This window comes from Rhizobium sp. 10N427, from assembly GCF_056394605.1.
Map to the genome: position 1 here is coordinate 112,174 of NZ_JBFTID010000017.1, position 11,624 is coordinate 123,797.

General features: G+C 61.5%; 11 protein-coding genes. 9 read left to right on the forward strand and 2 right to left on the reverse strand.

The features are described 5' to 3' along the window. Nucleotides 1-33: 33 nt before the first annotated feature. The 4 genes from AC1DIJ_RS26570 (at nucleotide 34) to AC1DIJ_RS26585 (ending at nucleotide 3,974) form a co-directional block, all read left to right on the forward strand. Nucleotides 34-501 carry an SRPBCC family protein gene (locus tag AC1DIJ_RS26570; RefSeq protein WP_112390294.1) on the forward strand — a complete coding sequence of 156 codons (468 nt, stop codon included), beginning with the start codon at nucleotides 34-36 and terminating at the stop codon, nucleotides 499-501. Nucleotides 502-699: 198 nt separating this feature from the next. Further along, nucleotides 700-1,761, forward strand: coding sequence for an LLM class flavin-dependent oxidoreductase (locus tag AC1DIJ_RS26575; protein WP_112390295.1), 1,062 nt, complete (start codon nucleotides 700-702; stop codon nucleotides 1,759-1,761). A 43-nt stretch (nucleotides 1,762-1,804) separates the two neighbouring features. Continuing rightward, entirely contained in the window at nucleotides 1,805-2,563 is a 759-nt protein-coding gene (gene map, locus AC1DIJ_RS26580; RefSeq protein WP_112390296.1) for a type I methionyl aminopeptidase, read from the forward strand. 178 nt (nucleotides 2,564-2,741) lie between these two features. Further along, nucleotides 2,742-3,974 carry an acyltransferase family protein gene (locus AC1DIJ_RS26585; RefSeq protein WP_112390297.1) on the forward strand — a complete coding sequence of 411 codons (1,233 nt, stop codon included), beginning with the start codon at nucleotides 2,742-2,744 and terminating at the stop codon, nucleotides 3,972-3,974. Between the two features lie 17 nt (nucleotides 3,975-3,991). Here the strand turns inward: AC1DIJ_RS26585 and AC1DIJ_RS26590 are convergent, their stop codons facing one another. Further along, the gene (locus tag AC1DIJ_RS26590; protein WP_112390298.1) at nucleotides 3,992-4,576 is read right to left on the reverse strand and encodes a PadR family transcriptional regulator; all 585 of its coding nucleotides are present in this window, start codon (nucleotides 4,574-4,576) and stop codon (nucleotides 3,992-3,994) included. A 158-nt stretch (nucleotides 4,577-4,734) separates the two neighbouring features. Between AC1DIJ_RS26590 and AC1DIJ_RS26595 the strand changes: the two genes are divergently transcribed. Next, complete coding sequence (locus AC1DIJ_RS26595) at nucleotides 4,735-5,916, forward strand: YbfB/YjiJ family MFS transporter (protein ID WP_112390313.1); 1,182 nt, start codon at nucleotides 4,735-4,737, stop codon at nucleotides 5,914-5,916. Nucleotides 5,917-6,038: 122 nt separating this feature from the next. After that, entirely contained in the window at nucleotides 6,039-7,304 is a 1,266-nt protein-coding gene (gene sbmA, locus AC1DIJ_RS26600) for a peptide antibiotic transporter SbmA (protein ID WP_112390299.1), read from the forward strand. Nucleotides 7,305-7,496: 192 nt separating this feature from the next. On the opposite strand, the gene AC1DIJ_RS26605 is transcribed toward sbmA, so the two are convergent. Beyond that, a complete protein-coding gene (locus AC1DIJ_RS26605; protein WP_112390300.1) occupies nucleotides 7,497-8,492 on the reverse strand; it encodes a polysaccharide deacetylase family protein in 996 nt (331 codons plus the stop codon). 125 nt (nucleotides 8,493-8,617) lie between these two features. Here AC1DIJ_RS26605 and AC1DIJ_RS26610 point away from each other — a divergent pair, with 125 nt between their 5' ends. From AC1DIJ_RS26610 to der, 3 genes are all read left to right on the forward strand, one after another. Further along, nucleotides 8,618-9,214, forward strand: coding sequence for an NnrU family protein (locus AC1DIJ_RS26610; protein WP_112390301.1), 597 nt, complete (start codon nucleotides 8,618-8,620; stop codon nucleotides 9,212-9,214). A gap of 100 nt (nucleotides 9,215-9,314) precedes the next feature. Further along, nucleotides 9,315-9,998 carry a tetratricopeptide repeat protein gene (locus tag AC1DIJ_RS26615; RefSeq protein ID WP_112390302.1) on the forward strand — a complete coding sequence of 228 codons (684 nt, stop codon included), beginning with the start codon at nucleotides 9,315-9,317 and terminating at the stop codon, nucleotides 9,996-9,998. A gap of 15 nt (nucleotides 9,999-10,013) precedes the next feature. Then, nucleotides 10,014-11,429 carry a ribosome biogenesis GTPase Der gene (der, locus tag AC1DIJ_RS26620; protein ID WP_112390303.1) on the forward strand — a complete coding sequence of 472 codons (1,416 nt, stop codon included), beginning with the start codon at nucleotides 10,014-10,016 and terminating at the stop codon, nucleotides 11,427-11,429. Nucleotides 11,430-11,624 lie beyond the last annotated feature (195 nt).

The window sequence follows — 11,624 nt, forward strand, 5'->3', positions numbered from 1 at the left end:
ACACAGGTTTCGCTCAACAGGAGGAATGCCGAAATGACCGCCACGACACAGCATGAACTGGTTCTCGTTCGCGAAATGGATGTGCCGCGCGAGAAGATCTACAAGGCCTGGACCGACGAGAATTCGATCAAGGAATGGTTCGTTCCGAAGCCCTGGACGATCGCCGAAGCCAAGCTCGATGTGCGCCCGGGTGGCTCCAGCTACGTCGTCATGCAGGACCCCGACGGCAACAAGTATCCCAATTCCGGGGTCTATCTGGAGCTCGTCGAAAACGAGAAGATCGTCTTCACCGATGCCTATACGAGCGGCTGGGTGCCGTCCGAAAAGCCGTTCTTCACCGCCGTCATCCTGCTCGAAGATCTCGGCAACGGCCGGACGAAATATACCGCCAAGGCGCTGCACTGGCGTGCCGAGGACAAGGACGCCCACGAGAAGATGGGTTTTCACGAGGGCTGGGGTACCGTCGCCGGCCAGCTCGAGGAATATCTGAAGCGGACCTGACCGGCTTAAAGCGGGCGCTGAGGCGGTTTCGACTTCGATTCCGCCGGCGCCCACAAGCCGTTGAATTTCGATTCGGATTGGCGGATGGCCTGAACCCATCCAGCCATCAACTTTATCGAACGATCCGTTCCAGAATTTCCGTTTGCCCGGGGGCTTGCCGATCCTTATCTGAGGAGCAAGTTCAACAGGATGCCGACAATGGAACTGGGTCTCTATACTTTCGCCGACGTCAATCCAAATCCGAGCCGCAGCAAGGGCGCGGAGGGGGCCGAGCGGTTGAAGCATCTGATCGAGGAAATCGAGCTTGCCGACCAGGTGGGGCTCGATGTCTTCGGGCTTGGCGAGCATCACCGTCCTGACTATGCGGCCTCCGTTCCCGCCATGGCGCTGGCGGCGGCAGCGGTGAAGACCAAGAACATCCGGCTGACAAGCGCGGTGACCGTCTTGTCGTCCGAAGATCCGGTCCGCGTCTTCCAGCAGTTCGCAACGCTCGATCTGCTCTCCAATGGGCGCGCCGAGATCATGGCGGGGCGCGGTTCCTTCATCGAGTCCTTCCCGCTGTTCGGCTACAATCTCGAAGACTACGACCAGCTGTTCGAGGAGAAGCTTGATCTCTTGATGGCGCTGCGCGACGAGGAAGTCGTCAACTGGAAGGGCGAGCTGCGGGCGCCGATCAACGGGCGCGGCGTCTATCCGCGGCCGCTGCAGGATCCGCTGCCGCTGTGGATTGCCGTCGGCGGGACGCCGCAGTCGGTGGCGCGGGCAGGGGCGATGGGCTTGCCGGTGGCTTTGGCGATCATCGGCGGCGAATATCCGCGTTTTGCGCCGCTCTTCGAGCTCTATCGCGAGGCGGCACGCCGGGCAGGGCAGGATGCCTCGAAGCTGAAGACCAGCATCAACGTTCACGGCTTCATCGCCGATACCACCGAGGCGGCCGCCGACCAGTTCTACGGGCCGCAGGCCGAGGTGATGAACCGCATCGGCCGCGAGCGCGGCTGGGGGCCGACGAACCGGGCGCATTTCGATGCGGCGCGCGGTCCGATCGGCAACCTCTTCCTTGGCAATCCGGAACAGGTGGCCGAGAAGATCGTTGCTGCGCACAAGGTGTTCGGGAATGACCGATTCCTGCTGCAGATGGCGATCGGCCTGATGCCGCATGACCAGATCATGCGCGGCATCGAGCTCTACGGCACGAAAGTCGCACCGCTGGTCAGAAAGGCATTGACTGAAACGGGCGAAGGCGCGAAAGCCACCGCCTAGACCCGCAATTGGCCTGCCGCCGATGCGGCAGCCGGGAAGAACGATGGTAATCGAAAACGACGACGAACTGGAAAAGCTGAAGGATGTCGGTCGCATCTGCGCCAACGCCATCCAGATCATGGCGGCAGCGCTTGAGCCGGGGATCACCACCCTGGAGCTTGACCAGATCGGCCGCAAGGTTCTCGAAGATGCAGGCGCCCGTTCGGCGCCTGAATTCTGCTACCAGTTTCCGGGTGCGACCTGCATCAGCGTTAACGAGGAAATCGCCCACGGCATTCCCGGCCCGCGGGTGATCCGCCCGGGCGATCTCGTCAATATCGACGTCTCGGCCGAGAAGAACGGCTTCTTCGCCGACACAGGCGCCTCCTTCACCGTGCCGCCGGTCAAGCCGAAGATCGAGCGGCTCTGCCGCGACGGCAAGCGGGCGCTGTTCGTCGGCCTCAACCAGATCAAGTCGGGCGAGCCGCTGGCAAAGATCGGCAATGCCGTCGGCGCCTTTGCAGCCAAGAACCGCTACACGCTGGTCGCCAATCTGGCGAGCCACGGCGTCGGCCGCTCGCTGCACGAGGAGCCGGGCGAACTCTCGACCTGGCCGGATCCGTCCGAAAAGCGGATCATGACCGATGGTCTGGTCTTCACCGTCGAGCCGTTCCTGTCGCTCGGCGCCACCTGGGCCGAAGGCGGCGACGATGCCTGGACGCTCTATGCCGATCCGCAGGCGCCGACAGTGCAGTATGAGCACACCGTCGTTGCCACCCGCAACGGGCCGCTGATCCTGACGCTGCCGGATCTTGCTGCTTAACCGGGTAGGGCGCTCCTCCTTTACGGCGCCCGGCGGCCAGGCTTAGCACCACACTCATCCGAATATTCAGGCGTCTACCGCCTATGGCCGATTAGCGGCTGCGGCATTTCCGCGGTACCGCTTGAGACATGCCGGCTGAACCGTTGCCTTGCCCGCCGGCTGTTGCGGAGGGTCGGGAATGCTGCAGAGACAACAGGGCAGTGGATCGGCCGTTCAGCACGGCTATCGCTCGGATATCGACGGGCTGCGCGCCGTCGCGGTTCTGTCCGTCGTCATCTTCCATGCCTTTCCCACCTGGCTGCCGGGCGGCCTTGTCGGCGTCGATATCTTCTTCGTGATTTCGGGCTATCTGATCAGCGGGCATATCCTGCAGCAGCTGCATGACGACCGCTTCTCGATCTTCGATTTCTATAGCCGCCGCATCCGCCGGATTTTTCCGGCGCTGATCGCCGTGCTGCTGTTCTGCCTGTGCGTTGGCTGGATCGCCTTGTCGGCGGCCGACAACCGGGAGCTTGGAGAGCATGTGGCGGGCGGCGCCGGTTTCGTCGCCAACCTGCTGTTCTGGTTCGAGATCGGCAGCCAGAAGGATGGCGGGATTTCCAATCCGCTGCTGCATCTCTGGTCGCTCGGGGTCGAGGAGCAATTCTACATCGTCTGGCCACTGGCGGCCTGGATTGCCTGGCGGCGCGGCATGAACGTGATCAAGACGATCGCCGTCGTGGCGCTTGTCTCGATGATTGCCAATCTGGTCATCGTCTACCTTGACCGGACAACGGCATTCTACCTGCCGATTACCCGCTTCTGGGAGCTGCTTGCCGGTGCTGCACTGGCCGAGCTTGAGCGGTCCCGCGGCAATCTCTCGAAACCGGCGGCCAATGCCGCCGCCATCTCCGGCATCGTGTTGCTGGTTCTAAGTTTCGCGCTGATCCGCGAGAAGCAGGCTTTTCCGGGCATCATCGCCGCCGCACCGGTTCTCGGCGCCGTGCTGGTGATCGCTGCCGGAAAGACCGCATTCCTGAAACAGGCGATCTTCAGCAATCCGATTGCCATCGCCGTCGGCCTGATCAGCTATCCGCTTTATCTGTGGCACTGGCCGCTCTTGTCGTTCGGCTACATCGTCGAGAAGGACACGCCGGCGCTTTCCGTTCGCATCGGCCTGCTCGCCGCCGGCTTTGCCCTTGCAGCCCTGACTTATCTGCTGATCGAAAAGCCGATCCGCTTCGGGCGGTTCAGAAAATCGGCCGTGGCCGTTCCACTGTTTGCGGTGATGATGGCGATTGGCGTTGCCGGATATTGGGTCGCCGAGCGCGATGGGCTGCCGGGTAGTTCGGTACGGCGCGACATGGCACAGATCGGCCCCGTCCTGCAAAAAGACGGCCGCCACGCAACGCGCGACGGCAGTCCGCTTTAAGGTCTGCTGTGGACAGCTCAGCCTTGCGGCTTGGCATCACCGCCCTGGAGGATTTCCATGGCGGCGCGCTCCAGGATGCCCGAAATCCGGACCGCTTCAGCCGGTGACCAGGGATGGCGCATGCGCAGCGCCGAGCGAAGCAGTTCGCGGGCGGCGCGAACCTCACGGTCGTCGCGCATGAACTCCTCGTTCTCCTCGTGGCGGCGGCCATGCTGTTCCGGATCGAACATGCGGTTGACGAAGGCCATCTTCTCGCCGACGCGCTCAAGCTTGCTGAAAATGCCGTCAATCATGGCGCGGTTCTCCTCGACCTTGCGCTTGCCGCTTTCGGTGATCTTGTAGAGCTTCTTGGTGCCCTCGGCCTCGACTTCAGTCAGGCCGGTTTCTTCCAGATAGGTCAGCGCCGGGTAGATGACCCCGGGGCTCGGCACGTAGAAGCCGCCGGAGCGCTCTTCCAGCACCTTGATCAGTTCATAGCCGTGGCGCGGCTGCTCGTTGAGCAGCGCCAGAAGCACGATCTGCAGATCGCCTGCCGAAAATTTCCGGCCCATGCCCATGCGGATCGCATCGCCGAACATGCCGCCGCCTCTAAAGCCTCTCATAGCTCTTCCTTTCATCGTTAGTCATATCGAATGCTATGTCGTAAAACATATATCGTACGATATTGCGTTTCAAGATGCACATCTCGAATTTCTGAAATTGATCGATCGATGAGAATTACTTGTTTGCGGTGCAGCAAGAACGGCGCGATAAGCGTGGCATGTTGGCACGCAATGACAATGAGCCCGTCAGTCTGTTCCGAACGGCGCTTGCCGGGATGATCGCCATGGCCGCGGCCATGGGCTTCGGGCGCTTCTCCTACACGCCGATCCTGCCGGGCATGATGAGCGGCGTTCCGCTCTCGGCATCGGATGCAGGCTTCATCGCCTCGGCGAATTTCGTCGGTTATCTCGCGGGTGCCATTCTTGCCGCCTATGGTTGGGCCGCGGGGCGGGAGCGCTTCGTGGCGCTGTCGGCTCTGGCACTCAGCACGCTGCTACTGGCGGCGATGGGCGTCACGACCTCCGTGCCCGTCTTCGCCGCAATCCGCTTCCTCGCCGGTCTCGCCAGTGCCTTTGCGATGATCTTCACCTCGTCGATCGTGCTCAGCCATGGGGCGGCTGCCGGCAACGACCATGTCCAATCGGCGCATTTCGGCGGGCCGGGGGCAGGGATCGCGCTGTCGTCGGTCATGGTGCTGCTGATCGGTCTCCTCTATCCCGGTGTCGGCGCCTGGCGAGCCGACTGGTTCGGCGGGGCGATCTTCTCTGCGGTCAGTCTTGCCGCCGTCTGCTATCTGCTGCCGGCCGGCCCGGCACGTTCGCAGCAGTCAGGGCCGGAGCCTGCCATCCGCTGGAACCGGCCGATGATGCTGGTGACGCTCTCCTACGGGATCTTCGGCTTCGGCTATGTGATCACCGCCACCTTCCTCGTTGCCATCGCGCGCATGGATGCGGCAGGCCAGATGGTGGAGTTCCTCTGCTGGTTCATCGCCGGGCTGACATCGGCGGTCGCGCTGTTTGCCTGGAAGCCCTTCGTCAAGCCGCTTGGCCTCGGTGGCGTCTATGTGGCCGCGCTGGTGGTTGAAGCGGCGGGCGTTCTGGCCACCGTCATGCTGCCGCATTCGCTGGCGCCGCTGATCGGCGGCGGGTTGTTCGGCGCGACCTTTCTGGCCATCACCGCCTTCGGCCTGCAGATCGGCCGTAAGCTGTCGCCCGATAGCCCGCGGCGGATCTTCGCGATGATGACGGCGGCTTTCGGGCTCGGCCAGATCGTCGGGCCGCTGGTCGCCGGCTGGGTGGCGCAGGGCACCGGCAGCTTCACGCTGCCGACCTATATGGCGGCGGCCGCACTCGTCGTCTGCGCGCTCCTCGTGCTGCCGGTCATCAAGAAACTGGGATAAGCCGTTACAAATACGTAAGAATGGCCCGCGGCCATTGCTGCCTTCTTCGAACTGCCTTAATTTCCCGCACAATCAGTGTTTGCTGATGCTCCCAAGGTTCCAGTTCAGGAAAGCGCCCCCTAGTGTTTCATTCCTTCTTCCCGCAGCCGAAGCTGTTCTTCATTTCAGCAGCGATATGGGCACTTGCTTGTGTCTTTATATGGTATTTCGTCGGCGTCGGTTTGCTGACAAGCCTAGGTTTCCCGCCCTTGGCCGAAGACGCGCAGCCCGTTGGTGCTGCGTTTTTTGTAGCGCCGACTAACCTGCTGTTTTATGTCTTCTTTATGGTGGCCTGCGTGCTGTTCTGCAGTGCTTGGCACGTTATAGCCCGGAGCCATCCGTGGAAGCTCTGGTCGGTATGGGGGTCCGCGCTTCTCATATTCATTACGTACTTCGGCGTGCAAATGGACGTGGCGATCAATGTTTGGCGCGGTCCCTTCTTCGATCTTCTCCAGAATGCGCTTGCTGGAAAGCCCGGTATCACGAACGAGGACTTTTACTATCTTCTGCTGAAATTCCTTGAGATTGGGGCAGTGGGCGTCGTGGTTGCCGTGTTGTCGGCGTTCCTGATCAACCACTATGTTTTTCGTTGGCGTACAGCGATGAACAATTTTTACATGTCAAAGTGGGAAAAGCTTCGCCATATCGAAGGAGCATCGCAGCGCGTTCAGGAAGATACGATGCGCTTCGCGAATATTCTGGAAGGACTTGGGATTAGCCTCATCGGTGCGGTGATGACACTGATCGTGTTCTTGCCGATCCTTTCCGGACTGTCACATTACGTCACCGATTTGCCGATCCTGGGTGCTGTCCCTAACTCGCTCGTATGGCTGGCGCTCGGTTGGTCCGTTCTAGGAACGGTTCTTTTGGCCGTTGTGGGTATCAAACTGCCAGGGCTGAACTTCCGCAATCAGCGTGTCGAAGCTGCCTACCGGAAAGAGTTGGTTTACGGCGAAGACCACGCTGAACGCGCGCAGCCGCTGACCGTCAGGGAGCTGTTTGCAAACGTCCAACGCAACTATTTCCGGATGTATTTCCATTACGTCTACTTCAATTTTGCCCGGTACTCGTACGGCCAGCTCGACGCGATCTTCATCTATTTTGTGCTGGTCCCGACCTTTGTTGCCCACAAGATAACGCTGGGGATCTGGCAGCAGATATCTACGGCCTTTGGACAGGTGGCGAACTCGTTCCAGTATCTCGTCAGTTCCTGGACGACGATCATCGAACTTCTATCAATTCAGAAGCGCTTGAAGGCTTTTGAAGCAGCGATCGACGACGAGCCACTGCCTGATATCGACCAGCGGTATCTGGATCGCGAAGGTGGGGTGGTCCACCAGGACGGCTGAGGTAGCTTGATGAAGGCCTCGAGCGAGCAGCCCCCTCATCCGGCTGCCGCCACCTTCTCCTCGGGGGGAGAAGGGACCAGCCTGGGACGCTCGATTCCTTGAGGGGATGCCGCCAGACTTCCCTTCTCCCCAGCGGGGAGAAGGTGCCCGAAGGGCGGATGAGGGGGCCGCTTGCGCTGACGCCAGCAGACGTTACAACCCCGAAGCGTCCTGGTCTTTCAATTTCCCGCGCGCCAGAATCATCGGAATCGCCTCGGAATAGCTGACGCAAGCGACATCGCTCCTATGGCAGACGTCGCTGACCAGCCGGTCGAGCGCCCGCCAGTAGGCGCCGCCGTTCATCTCCACGAAATGGAAGCCGAGCTGCAGCGGGATGCGGTTGCCCGCATATTGCTTGTCGAAGGCTTCCTTGAAGGCGGCGTAGGAGCGGTCCTCGAAGGTCTTGCTGTCGGCGGCGTCTTCCTCGCCCTTGGAGTGGCGGACGAAGAGGTTGTAGTCCATGCCGATGATCGGACGGTCCTTCGGTCCCTCGGGGATCAGCGGCAGGCCGAAGCGGATGATGCCGTCTTCGATGACGGGCATGGCCGGTCCCTTGGTGACGAGGCTGGCGTCGTAGGTGAAGCCCGCCTTCTTTTCTGCCGTGATCATGTCGCTGCCCGCCGTTGCCGAGAGGTAGGGGGCGCGGAACCCCTTGATGCCGTGATCGGCGAGATCCTGCCAGCCATCAGGCTCCTGCAGACCGACGCCCTTCCAGGCATTCTTCAGCGTCGCCTTGAAGGTCGCGTATTCATCCGACCAGTCGGCGCTGCTCCATTGGCGGCCGTCGAAATGGCCGCAGGCGTGGCTGGAGATGTCGTGTCCCTCCAGATGGGCGTGCCAGATATTGCCGAGACGCTCGCGGATCTCGTCGTCGCTCTGGGCGAAGCCGACATTCGACTTTCCGCGTTTCTGATGAGGGGCTTGGTAGGCCTTCTTCGCATCCTGATTCATCAGGAAGGTGCAGGAGAGGAAATAGGTGAAATGCGCGCCGTTCTTGGCCGCCATCTCGCGGCTCTTCTGCCAGAGCGCGTTGTCATGGGCGCCGTCGAAGGAAATGATGACGAGCTGCTTCGGCTGATCGGCAGCGATGGCTGCGGAGGGCAGGGCAACGGAAAGGGCGAGACAGGCAGAGGAAATGGAACGAAACATGGGCACCGCGACAATTTGTTTGCGGCTTTCCTGTTACAGAATTGCGGCGAAGCTGCGGTCGCGCTGGCATTTTCGCCGGTCAACCGGTATCCAGCATCAGCATCTATCAATCAGGAATATCAGCCATGGCCTTGCTTGCCTTAAGCCTCGTTCTTTTCCTCGGTCTTCATCTGATCCGCGTCGTCGCACCCGGCTTCCGGCTGGCGATGATCGAGAAGCTCGGCAAGCCCGTGTGGATCGCCTTCCATTCGATCGCCAGCATCCTGACGCTTGTGTTCGTCGCCTACGCATTCGTGACGGCGCGCAGCGAGCCGATCGGTATGCTCTACAATCCGCCGGCGGGCATGGCGCATCTGACCGTCACGCTGATGCTTGTCGCCGTCATCTGTTTTGTCGCCGGCTTTCTGCCGGCCGGCCATATCCGGGCAAAGACCAAGCATCCCGTCGTGCTTTCGGTGAAGATCTGGGCGCTTGCCCATCTGCTGTCGAATGGCGAGGCCTATTCCGTCCTGCTGTTTGCGGCGTTTCTCGCCTGGGGCGTCATCCTGCGTATCTCGCTGAAGCGCCGCTGGCGCCGCGGCGAGATCACCCTTCCGGTGTTCGTTTCTGGCAAATACGATCTCTATGCCGTGGTCATCGGCGTCATCGTCTGGGCATTGATGATCTGGCGGGTGCATGAATGGCTGATCGGCGTGGCGCCGCTGCCGATGCTGGCTTCCTGAGGATTCTCAGATATCCCCCTTACATCGGCCGCAAAATGGGGTAGAAGGCCCAACAATATGCGCAAACGCATAAACTGGGCTTTTCCTGCCGGAGACGAGAATGGCATTCAACGACGACAGCTTCATTCGTGAAGTCAATGAGGAACTGCGTTCGGACCAGATGAAGGGCGCATGGCGCCGCTTTGGCCGCTACCTGATCGCGCTCGCCGTCCTGATCGTTCTCGGCACCGTCGGCTTCAAGGTCTACCAGTATTGGGACGACAATGCCTCGTCCAGCACCGGCGACCAGTTCCTGGCGGCGATGAAGCTGGCAGACGAGAACAAGAACGACGAAGCGATCGCAGCTCTCGACAAGCTGGAGAAGGAAGGCCATGGCGCCTATCCGGTTCTGGCCCGCATGCGCGCCGCGACTGTCCTGTCGGCCAAGGGCGATAATGCCGGCGCCGTTGCTGCCTTCCAGGTGATCGGCAAGGATCAGTCGGTTCCGGAAGCCGTGCGCAGTGCCGCCAAGCTTCGCGCCGGCTGGTTGCTGATCGACACCGGTACCTACGACCAGGTCGTTGCCGAACTCGAGGACATGGCGATCCCGGCCAATGCCTTCCGTCACTCGGCCCGCGAAGCGCTCGGCATTGCTGCCTACAAGGCCGGCAACATGGCGCAGGCGCGTACCTGGTTCACGCAGATCACTGAAGATGCCGCGAGCCCGCGCAATGTTGCCAACCGGGCGCAGATGATGCTTGATAATATCACCGCATCCGGCAAAGCGCCCGCCGCACAGGGCTGAGCTTAAGGAAACCTGATGAGTTTTACGGTCGCCATCGTCGGTCGCCCGAATGTCGGTAAATCGACGCTTTTCAACCGCCTGGTTGGGAAGAAGCTGGCGCTTGTCGATGACACGCCGGGCGTTACCCGTGACCGCCGTCCCGGCGACGCGCGGCTGATGGGCCTGACCTTCACCATTATCGATACCGCCGGTCTCGAAGAGGCCGACGAAGAGAGCCTGCAGGGCCGCATGCGTTTGCAGACGGAAGCGGCGATCGACGAGGCGGATCTTTCGCTCTTCGTCGTCGATGCCAAGTTCGGGCTGACGCCCGTCGACAAGGATCTCGCCGAGATGCTGCGCCGCCGCGGCAAGCCGGTGGTGCTGGTTGCCAACAAGTCGGAAGCCAAGGGTTCCGATGGCGGGTTCTACGACGCCTATACGCTCGGCCTCGGCGAACCGACGCCGATTTCTGCCGAGCACGGCCAGGGCATGCTCGATCTGCGCGACGCTATCGTCGAGGCGATCGGCAAGGACCGAGCCTATGCCAAGCAGGAAGACGACGCCGTCACCGACGTCGATGTTCGAGACGAATTCGAAGACGACGACTACGAGCCCGAGTACGACGACACCAAGCCGTTGCGCGTGGCGATCATCGGTCGTCCGAATGCCGGCAAGTCGACGCTGATCAACCGCTTTCTCGGCGAAGACCGTCTGCTGACGGGTCCGGAAGCCGGCATTACCCGCGACAGCATTTCCGTCGAGTGGGACTGGCAGGGCCGGACCATCAAGATGTTCGATACCGCCGGCATGCGCAAAAAGGCGCGTGTCACCGAGAAGCTTGAAAAGCTGTCGGTTGCGGATTCGCTGCGCTCGATCCGCTTTGCCGAAACGGTGGTGATCGTCTTCGATTCGACCATTCCGTTCGAAAAGCAGGACCTGCAGCTGGTGGATCTGGTGATCCGCGAAGGCCGCGCCGCCGTTCTCGCCTTCAACAAGTGGGACATGATCGAGGATCCGCAGGCCGTGCTTGCCGATCTCCGGGAAAAGACCGAGCGGCTGCTGCCGCAGGCGCGCGGCATTCGCGCCGTGCCGATCTCCGGCCAGACCGGCCGCGGGCTCGACAAGCTGATGCAGTCGATCATCGAGACCGACCGTATCTGGAACAAGCGCATCTCGACCTCGAAGCTCAATCGCTGGCTGGAGCAGCAGCAGGTGCAGCATCCGCCGCCCGCCGTCTCCGGCCGCCGCCTGAAGCTGAAATACATGACGCAGGTCAAGGCCCGCCCGCCGGCCTTCATGATTTCCTGCACGCGCGCCGATTCCCTGCCGGAATCCTACACGCGCTTCCTGATCAACAGCCTGCGCGTCGATTTCGACATGCCGAGCGTGCCGATCCGGATCCACTACCGCGAGAAGGAAAACCCCTACGAGGGGAAGAGGCGGCGGACTTAGCGCCTGTCATTTCGGCTGGAGCGTGCAGCCCCCTCATCCGGCTGCCGCCACCTTTGTAACTTCCCTTTATCCGCTATCGAGGCTGTAATGCCGATCGCGGTGGCGGATGGAAGACCGACGCACCTTTGGGACACCAAGCCCGTGGGAGAGCCTGGGTCTCCGTCCGCCGTTCCATTGAACCCGAACAGTCGCCAG

Excerpts from the sequence above, each read along its gene's own strand:
- AC1DIJ_RS26570 (WP_112390294.1), top strand. The coding sequence starts at position 34 with ATGACCGCCACGACACAGCATGAACTGGTTCTCGTTCGCGAAATGGAT.
- AC1DIJ_RS26575 (WP_112390295.1), top strand. The coding sequence starts at position 700 with ATGGAACTGGGTCTCTATACTTTCGCCGACGTCAATCCAAATCCGAGC.
- map (WP_112390296.1), top strand. The coding sequence starts at position 1,805 with ATGGTAATCGAAAACGACGACGAACTGGAAAAGCTGAAGGATGTCGGT.
- AC1DIJ_RS26585 (WP_112390297.1), top strand. The coding sequence starts at position 2,742 with ATGCTGCAGAGACAACAGGGCAGTGGATCGGCCGTTCAGCACGGCTAT.
- AC1DIJ_RS26590 (WP_112390298.1), bottom strand. The coding sequence starts at position 4,576 with ATGAGAGGCTTTAGAGGCGGCGGCATGTTCGGCGATGCGATCCGCATG.
- AC1DIJ_RS26595 (WP_112390313.1), top strand. The coding sequence starts at position 4,735 with ATGTTGGCACGCAATGACAATGAGCCCGTCAGTCTGTTCCGAACGGCG.
- AC1DIJ_RS26605 (WP_112390300.1), bottom strand. The coding sequence starts at position 8,492 with ATGTTTCGTTCCATTTCCTCTGCCTGTCTCGCCCTTTCCGTTGCCCTG.
- AC1DIJ_RS26610 (WP_112390301.1), top strand. The coding sequence starts at position 8,618 with ATGGCCTTGCTTGCCTTAAGCCTCGTTCTTTTCCTCGGTCTTCATCTG.
- AC1DIJ_RS26615 (WP_112390302.1), top strand. The coding sequence starts at position 9,315 with ATGGCATTCAACGACGACAGCTTCATTCGTGAAGTCAATGAGGAACTG.
- der (WP_112390303.1), top strand. The coding sequence starts at position 10,014 with ATGAGTTTTACGGTCGCCATCGTCGGTCGCCCGAATGTCGGTAAATCG.